Source organism: Spirosoma daeguense, assembly GCF_054776875.1.
On the sequence record NZ_BAAHBF010000003.1, the window covers coordinates 772,484 to 796,077 of the forward strand.

Annotated in this window: 19 protein-coding genes and 1 tRNA gene; 10 read left to right on the top strand and 10 right to left on the bottom strand. The window is 43.3% G+C overall.

The annotated features are described in order from the left end of the window. Nucleotides 1-219: 219 nt before the first annotated feature. Entirely contained in the window at nt 220-774 is a 555-nt protein-coding gene (locus tag ACYVD4_RS12160) for a phage integrase SAM-like domain-containing protein (RefSeq protein ID WP_460945868.1), read from the bottom strand. Between the two features lie 528 nt (nt 775-1,302). Then, entirely contained in the window at nt 1,303-1,974 is a 672-nt protein-coding gene (locus tag ACYVD4_RS12165; RefSeq protein ID WP_460945870.1) for a helix-turn-helix domain-containing protein, read from the bottom strand. A gap of 134 nt (nt 1,975-2,108) precedes the next feature. Between ACYVD4_RS12165 and ACYVD4_RS12170 the strand changes: the two genes are divergently transcribed. The 6 genes from ACYVD4_RS12170 (at nt 2,109) to ACYVD4_RS12195 (ending at nt 7,946) form a co-directional block, all read left to right on the top strand. Continuing rightward, nucleotides 2,109-2,324, top strand: coding sequence for a hypothetical protein (locus ACYVD4_RS12170; RefSeq protein ID WP_460945872.1), 216 nt, complete (start codon nt 2,109-2,111; stop codon nt 2,322-2,324). A 67-nt stretch (nt 2,325-2,391) separates the two neighbouring features. Continuing rightward, entirely contained in the window at nt 2,392-3,654 is a 1,263-nt protein-coding gene (locus ACYVD4_RS12175) for a site-specific integrase (RefSeq protein ID WP_460945874.1), read from the top strand. Between the two features lie 268 nt (nt 3,655-3,922). After that, on the top strand, nt 3,923-5,062 hold the full coding sequence (locus ACYVD4_RS12180; RefSeq protein ID WP_460945876.1) for an AAA family ATPase: 1,140 nt from the start codon (nt 3,923-3,925) through the stop codon (nt 5,060-5,062). 336 nt (nt 5,063-5,398) lie between these two features. Continuing rightward, complete coding sequence (locus ACYVD4_RS12185; protein ID WP_460945878.1) at nt 5,399-6,286, top strand: CHC2 zinc finger domain-containing protein; 888 nt, start codon at nt 5,399-5,401, stop codon at nt 6,284-6,286. Between the two features lie 373 nt (nt 6,287-6,659). Beyond that, nucleotides 6,660-7,763, top strand: coding sequence for an ATP-grasp domain-containing protein (locus tag ACYVD4_RS12190; protein ID WP_460945880.1), 1,104 nt, complete (start codon nt 6,660-6,662; stop codon nt 7,761-7,763). Between the two features lie 21 nt (nt 7,764-7,784). Next, the gene (locus ACYVD4_RS12195) at nt 7,785-7,946 is read left to right on the top strand and encodes a hypothetical protein (RefSeq protein WP_460945882.1); all 162 of its coding nucleotides are present in this window, start codon (nt 7,785-7,787) and stop codon (nt 7,944-7,946) included. 79 nt (nt 7,947-8,025) lie between these two features. Here ACYVD4_RS12195 and ACYVD4_RS12200 read toward each other — a convergent pair whose 3' ends face one another. From ACYVD4_RS12200 to rpoN, 6 genes are all read right to left on the bottom strand, one after another. After that, nucleotides 8,026-8,823, bottom strand: coding sequence for a hypothetical protein (locus tag ACYVD4_RS12200; protein WP_460945884.1), 798 nt, complete (start codon nt 8,821-8,823; stop codon nt 8,026-8,028). Beyond that, complete coding sequence (locus ACYVD4_RS12205; RefSeq protein WP_460945886.1) at nt 8,816-11,035, bottom strand: DEAD/DEAH box helicase; 2,220 nt, start codon at nt 11,033-11,035, stop codon at nt 8,816-8,818. The genes ACYVD4_RS12200 and ACYVD4_RS12205 overlap by 8 nt, the downstream gene beginning before the upstream one ends. Before the next feature lie 211 nt (nt 11,036-11,246). Continuing rightward, a tRNA-Arg gene (locus tag ACYVD4_RS12210) sits at nt 11,247-11,320 on the bottom strand. Nucleotides 11,321-11,372: 52 nt separating this feature from the next. Next, the gene (locus ACYVD4_RS12215) at nt 11,373-12,170 is read right to left on the bottom strand and encodes an enoyl-CoA hydratase/isomerase family protein (RefSeq protein ID WP_460945888.1); all 798 of its coding nucleotides are present in this window, start codon (nt 12,168-12,170) and stop codon (nt 11,373-11,375) included. 83 nt (nt 12,171-12,253) lie between these two features. Next, nucleotides 12,254-12,841 carry a hypothetical protein gene (locus ACYVD4_RS12220; RefSeq protein ID WP_460946221.1) on the bottom strand — a complete coding sequence of 196 codons (588 nt, stop codon included), beginning with the start codon at nt 12,839-12,841 and terminating at the stop codon, nt 12,254-12,256. Nucleotides 12,842-12,999: 158 nt separating this feature from the next. Beyond that, on the bottom strand, nt 13,000-14,445 hold the full coding sequence (gene rpoN / locus ACYVD4_RS12225; RefSeq protein WP_460945890.1) for an RNA polymerase factor sigma-54: 1,446 nt from the start codon (nt 14,443-14,445) through the stop codon (nt 13,000-13,002). 151 nt (nt 14,446-14,596) lie between these two features. Between rpoN and ACYVD4_RS12230 the strand changes: the two genes are divergently transcribed. Then, nucleotides 14,597-16,060 carry a nicotinate phosphoribosyltransferase gene (locus tag ACYVD4_RS12230; protein WP_460945892.1) on the top strand — a complete coding sequence of 488 codons (1,464 nt, stop codon included), beginning with the start codon at nt 14,597-14,599 and terminating at the stop codon, nt 16,058-16,060. Between the two features lie 85 nt (nt 16,061-16,145). On the opposite strand, the gene ACYVD4_RS12235 is transcribed toward ACYVD4_RS12230, so the two are convergent. Beyond that, nucleotides 16,146-17,216: a PorP/SprF family type IX secretion system membrane protein gene (locus tag ACYVD4_RS12235; RefSeq protein WP_460945894.1), complete on the bottom strand. Its 1,071-nt coding sequence runs from the start codon at nt 17,214-17,216 to the stop codon at nt 16,146-16,148. Nucleotides 17,217-17,349: 133 nt separating this feature from the next. Between ACYVD4_RS12235 and ACYVD4_RS12240 the strand changes: the two genes are divergently transcribed. Then, on the top strand, nt 17,350-20,802 hold the full coding sequence (locus tag ACYVD4_RS12240) for a PKD domain-containing protein (protein WP_460945896.1): 3,453 nt from the start codon (nt 17,350-17,352) through the stop codon (nt 20,800-20,802). Between the two features lie 44 nt (nt 20,803-20,846). On the opposite strand, the gene ACYVD4_RS12245 is transcribed toward ACYVD4_RS12240, so the two are convergent. Continuing rightward, nucleotides 20,847-21,254, bottom strand: coding sequence for a hypothetical protein (locus tag ACYVD4_RS12245; RefSeq protein WP_460945898.1), 408 nt, complete (start codon nt 21,252-21,254; stop codon nt 20,847-20,849). A 227-nt stretch (nt 21,255-21,481) separates the two neighbouring features. Here ACYVD4_RS12245 and ACYVD4_RS12250 point away from each other — a divergent pair, with 227 nt between their 5' ends. Together ACYVD4_RS12250 and ACYVD4_RS12255 are read left to right on the top strand one after the other, a co-directional pair. Next, nucleotides 21,482-22,219 carry an HAD family hydrolase gene (locus tag ACYVD4_RS12250; RefSeq protein ID WP_460945900.1) on the top strand — a complete coding sequence of 246 codons (738 nt, stop codon included), beginning with the start codon at nt 21,482-21,484 and terminating at the stop codon, nt 22,217-22,219. A 111-nt stretch (nt 22,220-22,330) separates the two neighbouring features. Then, entirely contained in the window at nt 22,331-23,476 is a 1,146-nt protein-coding gene (locus tag ACYVD4_RS12255; RefSeq protein WP_460945902.1) for a TIGR03364 family FAD-dependent oxidoreductase, read from the top strand. The last annotated feature ends 118 nt before the right edge of the window (nt 23,477-23,594 follow it).

A 23,594-nucleotide genomic window follows, 5' to 3' on the forward strand; every position in this document is an offset into this window, starting at 1 on the left:
AAACAGGAATGCGTCCTATAAGTAGCTGGTAGGGGTGGTAATTAGGGTGAAATTGACCACCTGATTCCGCCAAAGAGTGACGGGTGATTTCGGTATAAATTGACCACTTTATTTTTCTTCTCATCAGCGAATTGTCTTCATTTTCGCTGTGAAGGGGGTGATTAATTGGCAACGGAATCAGGTGGTCTGTGGCAGCGAAACTTCAATTAATACGTAACCCTAGGAAAACAAAAAATGCCGTAAAACTGCTTGCCAGGTATCCGGCGGCTGGGAGTCTTTAAATAGGGCAGTCAATCGCTGAAGTTGTTCTTCTGTTAGGGCGTCTGGAAAAGTTTCGGGTCTGACAATTTTGCCTACTTTAAACAGGTCATCAAACACATTGCCGTTTATCAATGCCCGCTTCACAAAAAACCGCAAATTCTTCATATGATTTTCAACTGTGGACGGAACGTTCCCGCGTTCTGCTTTCATCCATGCCCGGAAGTTTTCAAGCAACTTAGGAGTTAAGACATTGAAGGGTAGCTGTAGCGTTTCGGGTTCAATACTCAGATCAGCGGCCTTAGTCTTCTTTTTGATTTTTGTCTGTTCACTTAGCCGAAAAGCTTTCAGGCTGTTAAGAGTTGCTACGTATCCATTCCGGCTTCCGAGTTCAATCTTTTTTCGCTTCAATCGTTCGTTTACATCATTTAGCCAAAACGTGAAGAAATCTTTCCGGGAAGTATAGCGGTTGAAATCTTTAATTAATTGCTCAATCGTTAGCGTTTTGCTACTCAATCGATATTACTTAAATATCCCATTGACTTTGTTGACTTCGGTATAAATCATCAATTGATAGTCCGAAAGGTCTAAATTATCCTTTTGCCAGGGTAAGATTTTTCCGGCGTCTTTTCCAAATTTGGCCGGTGGCCATGACAGCTTTAGAGATAAACGGTACCATTTACAGAAATATAAATGTATAGAGGGCAAGTCCCGTCTTTTTTAATGTAGTCATCCTTAATAAAGACCTTTTTAGTGAAATTCTGTGGAGTTCCCATTCGGAAACGGGTTAGGAAACCAAAAAGCCGCCATACGTTATGTATGACGGCTTTAGGCTCTGCTTCGTGCACTCGTAGGGTCTGCTTTCTACACTACTTTTGCACTGATTATCAAAGCCTTATTTTTTATATCTGATTCAATGTGACTTCAAATTTAACGAGCTTTCTTTAGAGTGTTACCAATTAAACGTCAATTACACATAGTTAAGCCCGTTTACACTGTGACTAAGCGCAACAAAATGTGAACGTATTTGTAAAATTGAGCTGTTTAGAGTTGATCTTTTACGTTGAAATACTCCATATAAAGTTCTTCTAACTCATCATCTTCAAGTAAGCCTTCGTGAATGACTGTTTCCATAACATCGTGAAAAATCGAGCTCTTCATTAGTTGGAAGAAAACCGTTCTTATCTCTTCATGTGTAAGCACAGTAGAGTACAAATATGGATTTTCATAAGGCATTAGGGTCTTACTATTATTATACTCCTGAGCGCTTATAGTTGAGCTTTCCTTACGACCTCTGTACTTTATAACAACTGTTCCAATGTTTTTTTGCAAAGCTGTAAGGTCAATCCTATCCCTAATACGAACAGCTATTAATTTAGATACATCTTTAAGTTCTCTCTCTAAGGTGCTGATAATCTTGATTTTATCTTTTAGCCTATCTTCGAGTTCATTTATTCTCTCTTGATAAGGTTTTATCTCATCCTTTGCTTCGCTGTTATCCTTGTAATCATCCTTTCTTTGACCCCAGGTTAGAAGTTCAATAAGTGAAACCCCCAAAGCAGAAGCGATACTTTCAGCTTGCTCGATACTTATTTTATTACCCCTATGTTCAAGTCTATGATATGCGGAGGGGTCAATTTCTAACTTTCGTGCTATCTCTGCTTGAGACACTCCTTTTGCTGCACGTAAAGCTTTAATATTCTCGTATAAGTCCATTCTACTGAAGATATACGCAATATTAACTTACTATTTATCAATAGCTATTATCAAAAAAGACATTAATTAAATTGATTTTCCTTGTATATTATTGTTATTATTATTAGTATTGTGGATAAAATAAACAGTATTATATGGATAAAATAGCTAGTAATCTAATTGGGGTAGCTTATACCAGTTACCAAGATAAGATTGGAGGGCAGTTCAAACCCGATCAACGATTCTATTCTAAAGTTGGCATCAACCGTAAACGATTTGGCCAGCTTTTACGTGGTGAAAAGCCCGTTTTTGGCTATGAAGCCCGCGCATTATCTGATTTTTTTGGTATTCCAGTTACTGATCTGCTATAAAGCAGAAAGCCCTACCACATCAAGGTCGTAGGGCTTTACTAATTCTAAAATTTGAAAACGTAAAAGTATGAATTTCAAGCAACAGTATGCAAAAGCAGAGCGTCGTCTCAAGCGATCTACAGCCGTCAAATTTGCGGTATGTTCAGTTAATTTCTTTGTCCGTAAAGAAAGCCGGACTATAGGATTTCGAGTGCGCTGTAACGGAAAAACAAGCCCTTTTAAATCGCTTGGAATCCGGGTTGATGTTTCTGACTTCAATCCGAAAACACTCCAGATTGTTAATGACTCTTATAATACTGCACGTCTCATTGATCTAAAAGCCACAATACTCAAGGTATTTAAAGAGAGAGAGTTAACAGGTAGGAGTATTGAGCCTGTAGTTATTCGGGACATTGCGTTAGGGCTACGTGGCCATGATGATCATACGCCTACTATAGTTGAAGCTTTAATCCGATGGACGGAGCAAAAAAGCAAGCTTTTAGGGAATGGCATTACGTTAAGCACTCTCAAGCAATACCAACGCTATACCCGCATCATTACGGACTTTACAACGCTTTATTATGGTAAAGATGCTACTCTAGAAGTGCTTAAACCTGCTGTTCATTATGAGCTATTGGGGTATGTAAAAGGGGAGCGTAGGAGTAGCCACAATTACGCCATAAAGGTGATTCAATTTCTAAAATCAGTATTGGATTATGCTGTAGCCTATGAATGGTGTGATCGTAACGTGTTGCAAGCGGCTCGGTTAAATAAGCAACGCAAAGAAGTAAAGACGTTGACAATAGAAGACCTGGAGACTATTCAGAAAACTCAATTCGTTGAGTCAACTCTCAATGAAGTACGGGATGTATTTCTTTTTTGCTGTTACACAGGATTGGCCTATGCAGATGTGGCCAGCTTGACCAAAGACTACTTAGTGACGGTCGATGATATACAATGCATTTTAAAAGATCGTAGTAAGTCTGGACAACAATCGTTTGTGCCCATTTTTCCCGAATCAAAAATTATTCTTGATAAGTACCGCTACCATCCCATATGCCGTATAAAGGGCGTTTTGTTGCCTGTATTGAGCAATCAGAAAATGAATAAATGGCTAAAAGTGATTGGTAACGTAGCTGGTATCAAGGAAACATTACACACTCACTTAGCTCGGAAAACCTTCACCATGTTTGCCGAAGAACGCGGCTTTAAATTAGATCAAACGGCTATAATGATGGGGCATAGCCGTACATACATGACAGAGCAGCACTACTACAAAGGACGTAGGGAAACGGTCATAAAGGAGTTTAAGCGGATTCAGCAACAAGAGCAAATCAAGAAAGCCAGCTAACTCATGCCTACTACAGATCCATTTCATAGCCTGGAGGAGTTACCGGATGAGCCTGAGCTACTAAAAGCGCGCATTTACAGGCAAATCATTTTGCTAGGGTTGCAATTGGTTGAGATTGATGAGCTGCGGGATCAACTCAGAGCCATTAAACGCCAAAACCGAAAGCTTCTCGCTTTACTTACTCCGACCAATTAATACAAAGAAGCCCTGCCAATATTGGCGGGGCTTACTCTATTGATCATCTTTCAGTTAAATATTTGCAAATATAGTGAATATCAACGGATTAACTACTATTCCTATTCAGGAAGGGCCGCAAAAAACTGTGTTAAGCCAGGCTACTTTGTTAAGCCGAATTCGAGACAGCCGTATTACAGATCGCACCCCTGTTAAGAAGCTCAAGCCTGTTGTAACGGTAGGGGCATCTACCTTCGCTCGACGGGGCGATTTTTCTGTTATTACTGGCCAACGTAAAGCAGGTAAAACGACTGTTCTGCAATTTGTAGTGGCTACTGCTTTATTAGAAGACATTCCCCTGGAGCTAGATACCTTGCAAATTCGCTCGGAATATTGTCGGGGGCTGGATGTTATTTATGTTGATACCGAAGGCAGCAAAGAAGACACGCAGGACTTTATTAAAGGTGTCAAAAGCATCATAGGAGCCAACGATCAACCGACCTACTTACATACCTATCACTGGCGGGAATTTACGGCCAAAGAGTGTCGGGAAGGTATGGATATTCTCTTTACTGAACATCCCAACGCTCATCTGTGGGTTATCGACGGTATTGCCGATCTGGTTAGCAAGCCTAACGATGAAGAAGAAAGTAATCACACTGTACGCTGGATTATGAGTATGGCCGGGAAGTTGGATACCTGTATCATTCTAGTTATTCACGAGAATCCTACCAAAGCCGGTCAGGAAGCCAAACTACGAGGCCATTTAGGCAGTGAGTTAGAACGGAAAGCATCCGGGGCTATCGGTATTGAGAAAGATCGTCAAAAGGGGGAGCATTATATTAAAAGCCGTTTTCTCCGTAAAAGCGCCGATTTTGAGCCCATTGCTTTCCGCTTTGACCCGCAAACACACCGTCCGGTTCACCGAATCCTGACAGCTAGTGAACGCGCTCAACTTCAAGACAAAAACCGGGCGCGAATCAGCGAATTGACCCAACTACGAAGCCGATGCTTTCTCAACGTAGCCAGCAAGACCGAACGTGATCTTAAAGAGAGCATCAAGCTTTACCAGAACCCCACTACTGGCAAAGATGCCGAACGCGCTCTATGCAATCGCAACCTAGCCGCTTTGTTAAAATACGATTTGATACGGGAAGAGAAGACAGCCGATGGGGAGGTCTATTACCCAATTGACACGGAAGGTATGACTATAGACTTCAAAATTGGACAATAGAACGAATGAGCACCACCCAATATATATACCGAACGAACTATATATATATAAGGCGTTCGCGTTCGCGTTCGTTCGGTCATTCGCTTGGACAAAAGCGAGTTCTAAACCTTCTCCAATCTCCAAAACTACCTCAATTTGGTTTTTCCTGCATTTTAGGTCAAAAAACAGAATATTATTTGGCGGCCCAAATGGTGCTTTTGAAAACGAGCCTAAAAACCGAACGCGAACGCACGAACGCTATATACCCCCCGTTCGCGTTCGTTCGCCCGTTCGCATACACTGTTGCTTTTAGCCTCCAAATAATCTTTGGTTTTGCCCACTAAGAAAAAAGTCAATATGATAGACTCTCAAATTATTAAACTGGCCAAGCAAGTAGCCATTACTGACTATCTGGCCTATCGAGGATTTCAGCCCATTGCCCAACGAGGTCAACGGTTTGTTTACCTGTCTCCTTTCCGCCAGGAACACACGCCCTCCTTTTCGGTTAACCTGGCTATTAATCGTTACAAAGATTTCGGCTCCAGCGAAACGGGGGATGATGTGATTCGCCTAGTCGAACGATTAGACGGCTGTGGGTTTGCCCAGGCTGTTGAACGGCTGAGCCAATTTGCTGGATTGGAAAGTAAACCTCTCTTTTCTTTTAGTGGGCCTTTAAGAAAGGAAAGTATCACTACTGAAATTCGCTCAGTCAAGTTACTTTCTAATTCTCATCTGATTCGCTACGTGGAAAGCCGCCAAATCAGCTTTCCCATCGCTCGTCGGTACTGCCAGGAGGTTTACTTTCAGCAAGGTGGTAAAAACCTGTTTGCGTTGGGTTTTGCGAACGACAAAGGCGGTTATGCGCTACGTAACGGCGTAGGAGCCAAACGCAATCTTGGGCCATCTGGACACACATCAATAGGGGAAAGCCAAACGGCTAGCGTGGTCAATGTATTTGAAGGCATGTTTGACTTCTTGTCTGCCTTAGAATACTATCGGTGTGCCGCTCCCAGGTGGCCAACGTTGGTGCTTAATTCCACAACCAATTTGGAAAGTGCGCTACCCATTTTGCGGCAATACGGTCAAATTAACGCGTATTTGGATAATGATCGGGCAGGAGAGGAAGCCTTTAATGAACTGTGTAAATTAGGTATTGGGGTCATTGACCGTTCACGGCTCTACGCTAACCATAAAGATTTCAACGCCTACTGGATGGAAATTTCCACTTTCCAGAATTCTCACTGATTACTACTTTCCAAAATTGTGCTTATATACCCCATCCGAGCGCCCTGAGATAATGCGGTTGATTATCAGCTAGTTAACTTTATTGAAAAAGTTGCACCCTGATTTAGAGTTAATGTGCTGTTTTCTAGATGATTGTGCAAAAACACCCCCTGTTTTTGCCCATTTTTTTGTTGATCGAGCCCGCCCTTTAGCGGTTTTGGAAATTTCCAGAAAATCCATTTCCGAATATATGAAAATGACTTTTGAATTGTGGGCGCATTTCCTTCACAAATAATGTAACCAAAATGTGTGTGCAAATCTGTCCTTTTGTTGAGCTACTGGCCGAGCCATCTTTGTCTTTCCAATTTTCAAACGTTAAACACAACAAAAACAAATGAAACTTTTAGTTCTGAGTACGAGTACCCCATCCAAACATTTGATCAAAGCCATTACCGACGCTGGCCATAGCTATGAGGTTCATGACCCGCGCAATCTCTATTTGTTCATCTCCGAGCAGGTCAATGGCTATGACCGTATCTTTAATGGTTCGCCCGATCTGGAAAGCCCTACACGCTTATTTGCGGCTTCTTTCGACGCTATCATTAGCCGGATCGGTGCTGATTTACCTCTATGTGTGTCGATCCTCCGGCATCTCAACGAGAATCTAAAGGTATACAGTCCACAAACAGCCATTGGTTTGTTGGTAGCCCATGATAAGCTATGGACGAGCCAAGTACTAAGCGCTAGTAATGTACGCACTCCTTTAACGGTATTTGCGGTTCGGTCGAATCATGTTGCCTTCGCCATTGATAAGGCAGGGGGCTTGCCAGTAGTGGCCAAGCAGCTCACAGGTTCGCAAGGGGCAGGCGTGTCGATATTGGAAACACCTTTAGCGGCCAATACAACGCTGGAGAGTTTTTATAAAGCCAATATACCTGTCAAGCTACAACGCTTTGTAAAGGCTCATAACAGTAGCAGTGGCAATCCGACCGATATACGGGCTATCGTGATAGGCGACAAAGTAGTATCAGCAATGGAACGAACGGCCAGCCAGGGCGATTTTAGAGCTAATTTATCCAAGGGGGGGAATGGTCGTTCCATTGAACTGAGTGAAAGCGAAATCGAAATGTGCGTTAAAGCAGCTAAAGCGGTGGGTTTAGAATTTGCCGGGGTTGATTTGATTCGGGAGAAGATGGGGCAAACGTACGTAACAGAGGTAAATGGTAATCCAGGGACTGGCATCATCGACATTACAAAAAAGAATCATTTTGTAGACCTCGTGAAATACATTGAGGGCAAGTCAAAAACGAACGAGACAATAGCGGCACCCGTGCCCTTACCAGATGATAATAAAGACGACAACTTAGAGCAGGAGGGTGAAGAGGAAGCCCTGGCTGGACGGTATAACCAATTGCTAGCCAGAGAGGCGAATGGTAACTTAGATTATAATGAATCAGCAGTTTTAAGCTTTTTCAAACAAAAGTTTGGTAAACAATAAGCAACTGTAACTATTCTATCAATGGCACAAGAGCAGGATATGATGAGCCGGATGAAACGTCTCACACGAGTAAATAAAGAAGGTGGTTCTATGACCGCCAAAGAACGAGCTTGGTTTGAAGAGAAAAAGAGAGAAGGGCAAATAATGACAAATCTGGCAAAGGGTTCTACAATACATAAATAACTAAGAGTGATTAGTATGAAAAGCATGTATTTTCTTGCTATTTTTTATACTAATCACTACTATTTGAAAAATTCATTTATTAAAATTTTAAAGTCTTATGTATATTATTCTCTTTAAAATTTTCAATCACGTTTGATGAATTTCTGCCTAGTAGGAAATTTTTCAAATATTTATAATTAATTAAATCTCTGTAACTTTCTTTGAAGAAATATCTAAATATTAAGTCAAAAAAAAGAAAAGGATCAAGAATTCTATCTACCGGAAATCTAATATTTTTTATTGCTCCAAATTGTAATTCACATTTATGATGTGTTTCTACAGAATAGTCATAGTCCATTCTTATATGAGAATAATTAGTATTGTTATAAACTTTGTCAAATACAAGACCTCTTAAATTATCTTCTTGCCATTGATAACCATACATGTTTTTAAAGTGCTCTTTGGCATTGTCTATTTGGGTTTGCACATTGAAGCCAAACTCTTCTGATATACAAAGATATAGATCATAGTAAAACTGTCTTAGATTATGATCTTCTGACTCTCCAAAAAAGTCTTCATAATCACCAATAGTATCTTTTAAAAAAACTGGATATGGATAATAACATAGTTTTACTTCTTTCAAAATACTTGCGCCTCCATTTTCACCGAAACAATAGTAACATTGCATAAAGCTTCTATCAGCAAACAAGAAAGAATACTGCCTATTATTTAATAGATATTCATATTCTCTTGCATAAAAGAATTTGCTATTTCCAGGTTTGTAGTCAGGCCAGCTTATGACACTAGTTTTTCTTACAAAGTTAGTATCAAGTATGTACTCAGAAAAAACATTATTAATTGCACTTAACCTTTCAAGAGCCTCATTTATATTATTCATCCAGCTTCTTTTTTATTTCGTCAGCAAGACTTTGATCATTCTTTATCATTTCTAAAAAAACAGCTCTGTAAGCATCATCTTTCATTTTTGACTCAATTTCCCGTTGATACATATCTAGTTGCTTATCCGAGGTCATCATTATCTTAATAGAATTATGATACTCTACCATGTCAGGAAAAGTAAAACTAAATTGAGGATAGTTATTTAGTATGGAATTGACTTCATGGTCAATTCCATACTTTTGAAGATTTGCTGTTATATAGCACCAGCCTCTAGATCTAGTTACTGAGACAAAAAAGGCATTTCTTGCTCTAAATGAGTAATCATTTACTACTCTATTTGCATTTAACACAAATACAATATTTGACTCATTTCCTTTTGCTCTAAAAGCGGTTGTCAGAGTGACCCTGCCTGGTTCTTTAAACAAATTAGACTCTTCGACAAAACCTGGGGTAATACATTTGATGTTCAAAATATTAAGCTGAGACCGTATATATTTAAAGTCTGGATCAGAATTTTTAGTATCCAAAGTGATTACAATAATTTCATCAGGCTCTACATTCTCCTCAGTAACCAGCTTGTGGATTTCATTTATTATAGCATCATGCTCAGATTGCTTGTTTTTGAACATTCTAAACTTTATAAGCTCTTTCTCATCTCTAGAATTTTCCTTTAAGAGCCTTTCTAAAATATTTCTGCTATTGCTCTCAGGTCTTTCAATTACTACCTGATCGTCTTTTTCAAACTTAGGTTTGTCAGGAGAGATTACTTTATATCCCCTAGCTTCCCAAGTTTTCTTATCTGGCATCGGAATTTTGAAGTTTTCAGAAAATAAACCCAATCCTATGCCGTGGGCAATCATTAAGTTTATTCTCGGATTTCTATACGAGTTAGGTAAAACAAAATCTTTTTGAATTCTACCACTATATTCTCCTTCCAATACACTATTAGGGAGATTTGGCTCATTATCTAGTCCTTTGCCAAAAAGTTCTTCAGGTTCTCTTATTCTAAGCTCTTTTAGCGACTGGAATTCGTCATAGGCCCAAACAATTCTTTTTTCCTCTTTTGCTAAAAGGTAAATTATTTCAAAAAAGGAAGGTGAGAAATCTTGTGCTTCATCTACTAGAATCAAATCATATTTAGGTTTGATATGATCTTTGTAATTAGTCAGTATATCTTCAAAAATAGCATTGTTAGGGTCAGGAAGATGTCTAACATCAAAAAAGGTTTTTGGCGTAATTCCTAAATCTTCGCAAAGATCGGAGTAAACACCTCTAACGTTTTTCCCACCCCATGCATGGCGAACTTGTAGCTTATCTGAATTATAAGTGGTTTGTGTCTCCCATACATAATAATCTTGAATATTCTTCTCAATTTGAGAATACATACTAAGATTATTAAAGACAAATAGAATCTTGAAATCGTCAAAAGTCTTATGAGCATTAGCCGCTTTCATGCATAGAATGATTGTTTTCCCTGTCCCTGCTAAACCTCTTATTCTTTGCGGTCCAGAAGGAATTTGCATTGCTACAGCCCTTTGAGTTGAGTCAAGTTTCCATGTATAATCAAGAGATTTTTTAATAAAGTCGTTTTTAGTGACAAGCGCCGAAGCAATTCTTTCCTTTTTGAATTTTTTATAAACACTAGTTCCCTCAATTAAAGAATCAATAAGATCCAATAATTCTATATCTATAGAATACTCTGTTTCACTAAATATTACCCCTAAATATTCTAAATAGTTATCTGCACATATTATTTCGCAAGATAGACTATCTACGAGTCCTTCTATAGAATTAATTTCACTTGAGCTATTAGAAGCAAAAACAATATATCGTCTAACTTCAAATTTTAATGCATTCTCTTTTCTATTGTATAGTTTAGAATTAGATGATAATCTAGTTTTAAAATTTTGAAAGTAGTTATCTAATATAATATCCTGAGAATATATGTATGTATTTTCAGTTTCCCAATATTCATCATCCTCACTATATATACCTGAAATTTTATCATCAACTACATGGAAAATTATTATACCGTATGTGCTAGATCTAATAATAAAACTTGGAACGTCGTCTAGATCTCTTACTCCTAACGTGGGGTTCCTAAAGCCCATGATGCCTTCGTCATGTTTTGTGAGTTCCATCAACGTAGTCCACATACTTTGCTCAAATGGCTTCCCTTTAACATCTAAAACTCCAGGTAGTAATTGCATAGTGATTGTCTCGTTAGCTCACATAAATACTTGACTGATTACTAAACGTAATATTAGCAGTATTACATGCTATAATGAACTGATATTTGATGAAGTATTGCTTGAAGCTCCCTTAGTCACATTTTGGGTAATATCTAGTGTTGAAAGGGCATTTTAAAAAAAAATAACCCACTAATATATTGAAAATTAGTGGGTTATTTTTTTAATCTCGTGCACTCGTAGGGATTCGAACCCCAAACCTCCTGATCCGTAGTCAGGTGCTCTATCCAATTGAGCTACGAATGCGTTCCCGTTGATTGGGAGTGCAAAAGTAGAGAGAAAAAGATATGTTGTCAACCTATTCGCCTAAAAAATTTGCACTGCGTTTCATTAAAAATGAGCCAATACCTTCCATCGCATCATGTGTACGACCCAGTATGTCCTGATTTTCAGCTTCTTGTTCGAGTTGCTGTTCTAAAGTTGAGTAAAATGATTTATTCAAAATTTGTTTCATCGATCCTATGGCACGGGTAGGAGCTTTTGCATACAAAGCCGCTAGCTCGTTTATAGTTGTGTCTAATTCAGCGGCAGGTACCGACCGACTGACCAAACCGATACGTTCGGCTTCTGGGCCATAAACCCGTTTTCCTGTACTACATAATTCAAACGCTTTCTGGGGACCAACTAGACGTGGTAAAAAGAACGTAGAACCAGCATCGGGCATCAGACCGATGTTGACAAAAATCTGGCTGAAATACGCTTCCTCTGTACAGACCACTACGTCGCAGGCTAGTGCCAGTGAACAACCTGCTCCGGCGGCAATGCCGTTGATACGTCCGATAATCGGTTTGGGTAGTTTACGCATGGCCAGAATCATGGGGTGATACGTAGTACGTAGTGAATCACCTAAAGCCAGTGTGCCCCCCAACGTAGCAGCTTGCGAAACGCCTTCTTTTAAGTCGGCACCTGAAGAGAAAGCTTTATCGCCAGCTCCTGTAAGGATAATGACACGTACCAGATCATCAGTACTGGCAGCTTCTATGGCCGATGTTATGTCACGAATTAGGCCAGGACTAAGCGCATTATAAACCTGCGGACGATTTAAAGTAATGCGACAAATGCCGTCGCTCACCTGATAAAGAAGGTTTTCGAACATATAGAAAAGGGTTTATCAGGCCATGTTTCAATGGTGTATGACGAACCATACGGTAGGGCCTGCTGGCATAAAGTTGAGAAAAATTACATGAACCAGTATACGGTTATTAGACTAACCGATAATCCTAAAAATAGTCCTGCGCCAACTTGAGTCACCGTATGCGCATTTAACCTGAGCCGGGCACTAGCCACAAAACCCGTAACAATGACCAAAAGCAGTAATGTGCTGAATAAATCCGTTAGGCTGTAGCGGAGCAGAAAACCGCCAATTACGCCAACAACACCGCTGATACCGACTCCATGCGCACTAATTTGCCAGCTTAAACTAATGAGGCCAACAAGCAGAATGGAAACCGCAATACTTGCAATGAGTATCCCAATTTCGGGAGCTAGTGTTGATACTCCCTCCATCTTAAACCGGAACAGATAAGCAAGAAATAGGTAAACAAAAGCGGTCAGAAAATAGGGCAATCGCCGGTCGGCTAACGTCGTGAGTTGCAGACTTTGAACGTAGCCACTTCGGAACAGATAGTAAATCAGTAACGATGGTACGGCAAATGTGCCAATAAAAATCAGAACGAGCAGACTAAGCCGTAAGGAAGCACCAAAGGCATCCATGCTTAGTACGCTGGGTACCTGAAAAAGCAATAAGCCGAACAGGAGTGTCGGCATAAGTAACGGATGAAAAACAACCGATAGGAAATTGGCAAACGACTTTGTCAATGGTGAACGATACGTGATGAGTGATAAATGCTTGGTTAGCGCATTTTGTTTTACAAAGTTAATGCTACAACGCCACTCATCACGTATCGTTCATCATTCAGCATTAATTATAACTGTTTCCGCAATCGGGCAACGGGTATATTTAACTGCTCTCGATATTTCGCCACTGTCCGCCGGGCAATGTTGTAGCCTCGGTCGTTTAATATTTTTTCAAGTTTGTCGTCGGAGAGTGGATTGAGTTTGGGCTCGCCATCAATTAAATCCCGGAGAATGTTTTTGACTTCCCGGCTGCTGACGTCTTCACCTGTATCGGTCGATATACCTTCGGAGAAGAAGTATTTCAGTGGATATAAACCAAATTCAGTTTGAACCGATTTACTACTGGCGACCCGCGATACGGTCGATACGTCCATGTCGATCAACGTAGCGATATCCTTAAGAATCATAGGTCTTAGCTTCGATTCATCGCCCGTCAGGAAGAAATCGTACTGAAATTGAACAATGGCGTTCATCGTTTTCAGTAATGTCTGTTGCCGTTGTTTGATGGCATCGATAAACCATTTGGCCGCATCGAGCTTCTGCTTCACAAACGAGACCGTTTCTTTCAGCGCCTTGTTTTGTTTGCTGCTCTTGTCATACGTATCGAGCATGTCGGCAAAGGAACGGCTGATACGTAACTCAGGTGCATTCTTTCCGTTTAGCGACAATTCGAGTTTGCCGTTATTGTTGGTCAGAATAAAGTCGGGAAGTAGATATTGTGCAGTACCGTCTTCGCTCTCAACCGAGCCAGGTTTGGGGTTCAATTTGATAATGACGTCGATTACTTTCTTGAGCGAATCATCGCTGATATTCAACCGACGCTGGATTTTATCGTAGTGTTTTTTCGAAAATTCGTCGAAATAATCGTCAATAATACGGATTGCCAGACTATTGAACGGGTCGGATGAGTCTTTGCGCTGAAGTTGCAGAATCAAACATTCCTGCAACGATCGGGCAGCAATACCCGGTGGATCGAATGTCTGAATCTTAAGCAGTACATCCTCCACTTCATCGGCATCGGTTAATACGTTCTGGCCAAAAGCAAGATCGTTTACAATGGCCTGAAGAGGACGCCGGATATACCCATCGGCTTCGATACTACCGATCAGTTGTAAACCAATAGTCCGCTGGTCTTCAGTTAGATTCAGGTACCCAAATTGCTGAAGCAGCGAATCAGTAAGGCTCGAACTGGTAGCGAGTGGCATTTCACGGTCTTCATCGTTATAGCTGCCGTCGCCCTGCATTTTATAGCCAGCATAATCTTCGTCCTGAATATAGCTGTCGATATCCAGATCGTCGTCGCGGTCTTTGTAATCCTCTACCTCATCAAATGAATCCTCATCTTTCTGCTCATATTCTTCATCCATACCTTCTTCAAGAGCTGGATTTATTTCCAGTTCTTCCTCAACACGAGCATCTAATTCAGCCGTCGGAATCTGCAGTAGTTTAATAAACTGAATCTGCTGCGGGGATAGTTTCTGCTGTAGTGACTGGGCAAGGCTTAATTTCTGCATGATGGTGCTTTGGCTGTAGATTTATTCGTTACGTCGAGCAGTTTGAGGTTATAAGCAAAACAGCCCTCACAATTATCAGACCAAAATAACCGGTTTTTTGTTTTTAGCCTATAAATTTTCTGTAAACTCTTGAAATGCTACCTTCGTGCCTATGACAAACAAGCTGTATGATACTTCGCTGAGCCTTCTGACCGACCTCTATCAGGTAACGATGGCATATGGATACTGGAAATCGGAAACGGCTGAAAAAGAAGCTGTTTTTAATCTTTATTTCCGGAAAAACCCGTTCAATGGGGGGTTCACCGTTGCCTGCGGACTGGCTAATGTAATCGGTTATATTGACCATTTTGGCTTCTCAAAAAAAGATTTACGCTACCTCCGCAGCCTGACCGGAAATGATGGCAGACCGCTTTTCGAAGAGGCATTTATTGAGTATCTGGCTCAGTTGAAACTGACTTGCACGATTGATGCGATTCCTGAAGGAACGGTTGTGTTTCCAAATGAACCATTGATACGGATTCGTGGCCCAATCTTACAGTGTCAGTTGCTGGAAACACCCTTATTGAATCTCATCAATTTTGAATCGCTGGTGGCGACCAAAGCGGCCCGTTTGCGACTGGTTGCCGAAACTGATACGTTACTGGAGTTTGGGCTACGTCGGGCGCAGGGTGTTGATGGCGGTATGACAGCCAGCCGAGCTGCCTATATCGGCGGGTGCGACGCTACGTCGAACGTACTGGCGGGTAAACTTTACGATATTCCGGTGCGCGGTACCCATGCCCACAGTTGGGTAATGTCGTTTGATGATGAACAACAGGCGTTTGATACGTATGCCAACGTATTGCCCAATAACGTAACGCTGCTGGTTGATACGTATAACACCCTTCAGGGCGTTCGACACGCTATTGAAACGGGGCGTCGATTGAAGGAACAGGGGCATAAGCTGGCGGGTATCCGGCTCGACTCCGGCGATTTGGCTTATCTGAGTATCGAAGCTCGGAAATTGCTGGATGAGGCTGGTTTTAAGGATACGGCTATTGTTGCCAGCAATGATCTCGACGAAACGATTATCAATAGCCTGAAGCAACAAGGCGCTAAGATCAACATCTGGGGAGTAGGCACAAAACTCGTAACGGCCTATGATCAACCAGCGCTTGGTGGCGTTTATAAATTAGCTGCGCTACGTCAGGAATCCGGTGAGTGGTCGTACAAAATGAAACTCTCTGAACAGGCTATCAAGATCTCGACGCCGGGTATTCAGCAGGTACGTCGTTTTCAGGACGAACGCGGTTTTATTGCCGATATGATTTATGATCAGGAAATGGACGGTGCCGATAAGCCAACTGTGATGATCGACCCATTAGATTTTACAAAACGTCGTCGTTTCGAGGCCGGGCAGACTCATGAAGATTTACTGGTAACGGTTTTTCAGGAAGGTAAAAAAGTATACAGTACTCCTGATATTCATGCGGTTCGGGCGAGGGTACAGACGCAATTAGCCAGCCTGCATCCGGGCGTAAAACGGTTTGTAAACCCACACCTTTACCCGGTTGGTCTCGAGAAAAATCTTCACGACCTGAAAACAGCATTAATCATGAAGTTGCGGGGCGAGTAACGCACGAAGTCCCCAACAGGCTCCGGCTGTCAGATACGTAGTAATTACTACGTATCTGACAGCCGGAGCCTGTTGGGGACAATACTTAGAAATTCAGGCATTTCCTTTGTCGGCGGGCATTACCGCGTCGGCTCGTAAAACTGAATAGTGAATCGAAGCCATACCAGACCGTTATTTCGTGCGCACCACCCGACGCCCAACTGAGCGATGAGATAGTCATGTCGTAGCTATATTGAACCATAATTCGCTCTAACTGAACGGCAACCAGCCCAACAAGTGCATCGCGTTGGGTAGTCTGGTTATACCGCCGAAACGGAATGTTTCGATACCATACGCCTAACATAACGGGCGAATAGGTCAGATTTAGCCCCGCATCGAGCTGTTGATTATTGCCCTGTCGCCGATAGTTCGTTGTGAACGTAACACTTTTATCACGGCTGGCTTCGTGGCCTAACCCGTGTTCGCCAATTGACAGGCCAATCGGGAAACGAATGCCAAATTGACCGCTAAAACGCTGACCAACCCAATCGTCGCGGCCAATGGCGGTTGATTTTCCAATGTGATGCAACGTACTGCCGAACCAGAAGGAAGCCTGCTCTGCATCGTCGGGCTGGCTTTCCAGTAAAACTCCCGCCGACAAATCCAGAAAATTTCGACTGATACTGGCTACTGATAATGGGTCGGAACTGACAGGATTACTTAATCCACTTGCCGAAAATTGATCGACGAAAGTTAGCCCACTCGGATTGTATCGACTCGACATCAGCGAAGCCTGAACGCCACCAATTAACCGCCATGTTCGGCTGGATTGCTGAAACAGCGTTACGTCGGGCGCAGCCATCATGCTAACCGTACTGGTACGTCCGAAGCTGGCCTGCTGATCATGAATAGCTTGTATTCCCCAGCCAATGCCAACCGGGCCACGGTCGGCCTCCAGATACGTATCGAACGAAGCTGCTACGGTCTGGTAATTGGTGCCTAAGGCGGGCCACTGGTTTCGGTAATTAAGAATGAGCCGTGAGCCGCCGGAGTTACCGGCAAAGGCCGGGTTGTGATAAAGTGGATTGGCGTAGAACTGAGAAAATTGCGGGTCCTGCGCAACCGCAGGACAGACGAAAAAACCGCTAAAAAAAACTATCAGTAAAAAAAACTTCATGGTGTGTTAACTGAAGCCAGAGAAGGATACTGCCGGAAGCTTATTAAGGCTCAAAAATGGCTTATTGTAAAGTAAATGAATATTTTAGTCTGATTCCATATATTTACAATACTATCTATACCATGTCGCCAAAATGCATTTTTCTACTTGTTCAGGTTGGTTTTTTTGCCTCGTTCTAACCAGCTTTCTTTTCTTCGGGTCTTTTTCGGCCCGCGCCCAACTTGTCGATGTAAATGCCTGTCAGGGAAACCTGACCCGCTGCGTATCCGAAAACGACACGACCTACGTGATGTGCTTCAACGTAATACCAGCGTCGATCTGTACATTCAAAAAATTTACGATCAACTGGGGTGATAATACGTCTATTGAAACAATAACCGGGAGCGGTACCATTCAGGTGCGGCACACCTACAAACTAGGTACTTTTGCCAGAGACTGCCGGAATGGAGGTGTTTTAAAGTATGAAATAAAGATTGTAACGGACTGTCAGGGCGATAATATTACTCGTGATCTGGTATTTCTGGTAAAACCAAGAGTTCAGTTAACGATTCCAGATGTTTGTGAAAGTAAGCCGATTACGTTTCGAAATAATACCTGCCCAAGCTCTACCGATATTGTCAACAATATTGAGTATAAATGGGATTTTGGCGATAACACAACCTCTACAGAACGAGACCCTCGCCATACATTTCCAACCACCCGTTCATCGTATGTGGTCAGTCTGACGGCCACAAACTCATGCGGCACTGATAGCAAACAATTTACCGTTCCGGTTAAAAAAACTCCGGTAGCCAGCTATTCTACGGTTGGCTACGATTTTAAGGCGCAGGATACCATCGGCGTTTGCCTATCGAACGGCGGAACGTTGTCGCTCGATGCAACGGCATCCATCGACGCATCGCGGTATCAGTGGACCATTACGCCCAATACGTATCGCTACGTTCAGAATACAAATGGAAGCTCGCCCATTGCGAAAATACAATTTACCCGAACCGGAAATTATACCATTACCCTGACCGCTCTTAACGACTGCGGAACGTCGCAACCCATTATCTGTCAACATCGTGTTGTTGATTTGCCGCCTTTGTCTATTGTGCCGCAACCCGATAGTTGTGTCGCGTTTCAGTATCAATTGAAAAATCCAATTGCTGGTGCTACGTATACCTTCAACGGGCAGCCTTTGGCTCCTAATAGTGGGGTTGATGCGCCCTTGTCGACCTCGCCGTATATTGTTCAGGCGCAGATTTCGGGTCAGTGTGGTACACGCACGGTGCGTGATACGTTTTTTGTACAGCCACCAGACCCGATACGTATCACGGCACCTAACCTAACGGCTCCCGGTCGTCAGACGGCCGTATGTTCTGGCACGGCACGGATTGCGGTTCAGGCCAACCTGCCTAATGGCGAATGGAGTGGTACGGGTCGAACGTTGCTCGAAACACAGGGAACCAATACGTTTTTTAATCCACGTACAATTGGCCAATATACACTGATTTATGGGCGGGGAACTGGCGTTTGCCGACGTAGCGATACCATTCGGATTGCGGTAGAAGGCGGACAGGTAACAGCTTTCGATACGGCAATTTGTGGCAATGCTACGTTCGTAAAACTGCGAAGTTCAACGCCGGGAGGAGTCTGGCGAAGTACGGCTTTCCCAAACGCTGTTCGAAATGATACGTTGTTTCTGACGGGTATAACGGCCAATCAGGTACCATTAACGTATGAACTGGCTATCGGTACGGCAAGTTGTCAGGCTCGTGCCAATGCAACGGTTTCCATTGGTCGGCCTAAAGCTACATTTACCGTAACGGGCGCCTGTAGTGGCTCGGCGATTCAGATACAAAATACATCGACTGGCGCTACTACGTATCAGTGGTTTTTGAATGGACAGACAACTCCCATTTCTACCGTTCAGCAACCATCTATTACGTTGCCAGCGGGCCAGAATCGGCTGCTTTTACGAGTCGGTTCTGGTGGTTGTAGCGATACGTTAAGTCGGGTGATTCGATTGGTGGCTCCGCCAACTCCGGTATCATTTACGCCAAGTCAGACAACGGGCTGTTCGCCAATGAACGTTACGTTTAATACACCCGGAACGGCGAATCCAGATGTGCAGTATATCTGGAATTTTAGTGATGGTCCGAGTAGTTCCGCTTTTCAGCCCGTTTCGCATACGTATCAGAATCAGTCGCGTCAGGCGCAGAGTTATCGGGTTGTGCTGACGGCGACTAATACGTGTGGTACGCAGTCGTTTTCGAGTGTGATCACGGTGCGACCTTTGGTGAAAGCTGAAATTGGCGTTGATTCGACAACTTTTCGTTGTTCACCGGCGCGGGTAAAATTCTCGAACCGTTCAACGGGCCAGAGTCAGCCCGCACTCTGGTTGTTTGGTGATGGGAGTAACCCGTTTAGCTCCACGGCTGATACGTTATCGCATCAGTTTTCAGCCCGAGATAGTACGAAAACATTTCAGATTCAGCTTGTTGTAACCAACGAATGTGGCCGCGATACGGGCCGAACGTCGATTCGTATTTCGCCTACGTTGGTGCGGCCACTTTTTACGATTAGCAATTCAACGCCCTGCCCCGGCGAATCGGTTACGTTTACCGACGCTACTACACCAAAACCCATTCGTTGGATCTGGCGGTTCAGTAATGGGCTGGTGCTGACGCAGGCTAATCCGCAGCAGACATTTGCGCAAGCCAACACTACGTATACTATTTCGCTGACAGCCATTACAGAATGTGGTTTCGATTCGACTCGTAAAACGATACGTACCATTGCCGCACCAATCGGCGATTTTCAATTGCAATCGCCTTCGATTTGTCAGGGGCAGGTGGCTCAGATTACCAATACGACCAATCCGGCTACTCGTTTCCGGTGGGATTTTGGCGATGGTTCGCTTATCGATTCGGTTACGCACGCACCCGGTCATAGCTATACGCGGCCGGGAAGTTATACCATCACCATGACGTTGCTGGGTAGTTCGTCGGCGTGCCAGAGTAAATACACAAGAGCTGTTACGGTACGTCAGAAACCACAACCAACCATCGCCGTTGAGGGCGATGCCGAGCAATGTGCGCCGGGCAAGATACGTCTGACAGGTTCGGCTACAAACGTTGATACGTGGCAGTGGTACGTGAGCGATGGACGGGTGCTTACTGGACAAACGGTCGATTTGTCGTTGTCGCAACCCGGTCAGTATAGCGTATCGTTAGTAGCATCGTCGGGAGGGGCCGCTTGTCAGGGATCGGCAGGGCCACAACCTGTTGGAAAGGGCATTGCCTGTGAAGTATTTATTCCAGATGCCTTTACGCCCAATGAAACTGATAACATCGGTAAAACATGGACGCTTTTTGGCGAAGGAATTCAGAAGATTCTTCTGCTACGTGTGCGGAGCCGTTGGGGAGAAGTTGTGTTTGAACAGAAAGATTTTCCGGCCAATAGCGATAAAGTTGGTGAATGCTGGGATGGTAAATTCAACGGAATGCCCATGCCCTCTGGAAGTTATACGTTTGAAGCCGAAATTCTGATGAAAGGCAATACGTATCTTCGGCGGGTAGGAAGTGTGGCTTTGCTACGTTGACGATATGCCAACTTTATCGGTAGGAAAAATCATTTTTCAAATCTCTAATGAAAAACAAGAACGGCAAGAATTACGATAGACAGACCAACAATCATGGTTATTTTTCCGAGTGTTTCCATCTTTTGTAGCTGAGCCACAGCATCGCCTTTTTTTGCCTTTTTTGTGCGAATGTCTATTAAAACGAGGAGCACCACAAGGACGATTACCAGGATCAGTTTAGCAATTAGCAAGGGTAACGAAGCTAATACTTGCCAATAAGGTGTAATCAAATACAGACCAGAAATGGCGAGTAACCCGATTCCTATATGGCCCATTCGACTTAGAACCAGACTATGTAATTGAAACTGGCGAGCTTCATCTTCCTGCATTTTTGAGGTTGCTATGGCTAAAAAGGCATGTGCAAAACTAGTTCCAAGCCCCATTGTAAGGCCAATGAAGTGTAGGATTAGCATTGTTTCTCGCATGGAATCGGCGGTCTATAAAGATCAGATTCTAAAACTAAGTACCTTACTGATTGATACGTCTATTTTTTGTGTCAACGGCTAACAATTTTCCATATCAAGAATCGCTAGCTGATCAAGAATCTGCTCAAACCACCGGATTTAACATCTGCTTAATAGGAGGTTCGGGAAATATTCAGTTTTTTTACCAGCCAACTGTCAATCTCCCTCCTGTGCTTATGAAACCCATTGAATTGGTTGTTTTTGATATGGCCGGTACGACCGTAACCGATCATCATGAAGTGGAACGATGTTTTGCAGAGGCAGCCGCCGAAACGGGGTTAACCGTATCGGACGAGCGAATTCTGGCGATGCAGGGCCTGTCGAAACGCTACGTATTTGAAACGCTCTGGCAGGAACAGCTTGGCGCACAGACAGAACGGTTGACTGAATACGTCGATAAATCGTACGATACGTTCCGCCGAATCCTCGAAAACCACTACCAGACGCATGGTGCAACGCCTACCGAAGGTTGCCTCGATACGTTCGCCTGGTTGCGGGAGCAAGGTATCGCTATTGCACTAACAACGGGTTTTTACCGGGTAGTTACCGATATAATTTTAGGCAAACTTGGCTGGCTGGAGGGACTTGACGGCCAACGTATCGGCGATGATGATAGTATAATTCAGTCGTCGATTGCCAGCGATGAAGTGGAGCGTGGGCGTCCGTACCCGAATATGATTGAGCGCGCCATGAAGCTATTGGGCGTTACCGATCCTAAAGCGGTCATAAACATTGGCGATACGCCTTCCGATCTGTTGTCGGGTCGGGCGGCTGGCGTCGGGCTAAATCTGGGTCTCACAAATGGTACTCATACACGCGAGCAATTGGAAGATTATCCGCACGACGCCCTACTGGGATCACTTCGTGAATTGCCCGCGATGGTCGAAAGCCGCCAGGCGATAGTGAATATATAATGGGTAATGTAAAATGAATAATGCCGGGTAGGTGATGGTCATGTACAGGCCGCATTGTTCATTTTACATTATTCATTACACCATACCGTATCCATTCTGCATTAACTTCCTATGTACGATTTAATTGTTGTCGGTGCCGGGGCTCTCGGTACGTTTCATGCCTATCATGCTGCCAAAGCCGGATTACGTGTATTATTGCTTGAAAAAGACCGCTATCCGGTAGGCGCAACCGTTCGGAATTTTGGGCAGGTGGTGCCGTCGGGACTGGCCGGACGCTGGTTCGATTATGGACGTCGGAGCCTTGACATCTATCAGGAGATTCAGCAGGAAACCGATCTGAGTGTACGCCAAAATGGCACAATCTACGTAGCATCGGATGCAGATGAATGGATGCTTGCCAATGAATTGTATGACCGCTATCAGCAACTGGATTATCCGTGCGAACTGCTTACCAAAAGCCAGTGTCTTGAAAAATATCCGACCTTACAGACAGATTATCCGGTTGGGGGTTTGTTCTTTCCCGGCGAAATGAGTGTTGAGCCGGATCAGATGATTCATCGGCTGATTGCTTATATTCAGAAAAAATATGGCGTTGATTATCAGTCGGGTGCGGCTGTGATTGACGTTCAGTCGAATTATTCCGGTGCTATTTTAACACTCGCCAATCGGGAGCGGTTTCAGGCCAATCGGGTGCTGATCTGTAGCGGACATGAAGTTCGCCTGCTTTTTCCGGACGTATTTGCCGATGCAGGTTTGGTTGTCAGCAAACTACAAATGTTGTTGATGGAGCCAGTTTCGGGTCTCAATCTGCCAGGCAATATCCTGACGGGTCTTAGTATACGTCGGTACGAATCGTTTCAGACTTGCCCGTCTCATGCATCCGTTACGTCGCCCGAACGCTACATGGAACTTCAGAAATGGGGAATTCATATTTTGTTCAAACAGGCAACAGACGGGTCGATCATCGTTGGGGACTCACATGAGTATGCTGAAGCGACACAGGCCGAAGACTTAGGCTATCATACACAGGAATTTATCAACGAGCTGATGCTGGACGAAGCACAACGTATCGTTACGTTCCCGCTGGTCACGAAAAAAACGTGGGCCGGTTTTTACAGCCAGACTAAAGACGAAATCTTTGAGTATGACGTCGACGAAAATATCCGGATTGTTACGGGAATTGGCGGCAAAGGAATGAGTTCGGGCGCAGGTTATGCCGAACAAAGTGTAAGAAATTGGCTGAACGTAGCACCGTAACAAGATCGCATATTGACATAAAAAGAAAACACTTTTGATCCAGAAGTTGCTGGGTTAAAAGGGTAGTTTGCTGGTTTTAAGAATTTGTGAATTTTCCTTAATGTGAATTCATAAAGGA

Bases quoted from the DNA above. Each gene is read 5' to 3' on its own strand.
- ACYVD4_RS12165 (WP_460945870.1), bottom strand. From the start codon at position 1,974: ATGGACTTATACGAGAATATTAAAGCTTTACGTGCAGCAAAAGGAGTG.
- ACYVD4_RS12170 (WP_460945872.1), top strand. From the start codon at position 2,109: ATGGATAAAATAGCTAGTAATCTAATTGGGGTAGCTTATACCAGTTAC.
- ACYVD4_RS12175 (WP_460945874.1), top strand. From the start codon at position 2,392: ATGAATTTCAAGCAACAGTATGCAAAAGCAGAGCGTCGTCTCAAGCGA.
- ACYVD4_RS12185 (WP_460945878.1), top strand. From the start codon at position 5,399: ATGATAGACTCTCAAATTATTAAACTGGCCAAGCAAGTAGCCATTACT.
- ACYVD4_RS12190 (WP_460945880.1), top strand. From the start codon at position 6,660: ATGAAACTTTTAGTTCTGAGTACGAGTACCCCATCCAAACATTTGATC.
- ACYVD4_RS12195 (WP_460945882.1), top strand. From the start codon at position 7,785: ATGGCACAAGAGCAGGATATGATGAGCCGGATGAAACGTCTCACACGA.
- ACYVD4_RS12200 (WP_460945884.1), bottom strand. From the start codon at position 8,823: ATGAATAATATAAATGAGGCTCTTGAAAGGTTAAGTGCAATTAATAAT.
- ACYVD4_RS12205 (WP_460945886.1), bottom strand. From the start codon at position 11,035: ATGCAATTACTACCTGGAGTTTTAGATGTTAAAGGGAAGCCATTTGAG.
- ACYVD4_RS12215 (WP_460945888.1), bottom strand. From the start codon at position 12,170: ATGTTCGAAAACCTTCTTTATCAGGTGAGCGACGGCATTTGTCGCATT.
- ACYVD4_RS12220 (WP_460946221.1), bottom strand. From the start codon at position 12,841: ATGCCGACACTCCTGTTCGGCTTATTGCTTTTTCAGGTACCCAGCGTA.
- rpoN (WP_460945890.1), bottom strand. From the start codon at position 14,445: ATGCAGAAATTAAGCCTTGCCCAGTCACTACAGCAGAAACTATCCCCG.
- ACYVD4_RS12230 (WP_460945892.1), top strand. From the start codon at position 14,597: ATGACAAACAAGCTGTATGATACTTCGCTGAGCCTTCTGACCGACCTC.
- ACYVD4_RS12235 (WP_460945894.1), bottom strand. From the start codon at position 17,216: ATGAAGTTTTTTTTACTGATAGTTTTTTTTAGCGGTTTTTTCGTCTGT.
- ACYVD4_RS12240 (WP_460945896.1), top strand. From the start codon at position 17,350: ATGCATTTTTCTACTTGTTCAGGTTGGTTTTTTTGCCTCGTTCTAACC.
- ACYVD4_RS12245 (WP_460945898.1), bottom strand. From the start codon at position 21,254: ATGCTAATCCTACACTTCATTGGCCTTACAATGGGGCTTGGAACTAGT.
- ACYVD4_RS12250 (WP_460945900.1), top strand. From the start codon at position 21,482: ATGAAACCCATTGAATTGGTTGTTTTTGATATGGCCGGTACGACCGTA.
- ACYVD4_RS12255 (WP_460945902.1), top strand. From the start codon at position 22,331: ATGTACGATTTAATTGTTGTCGGTGCCGGGGCTCTCGGTACGTTTCAT.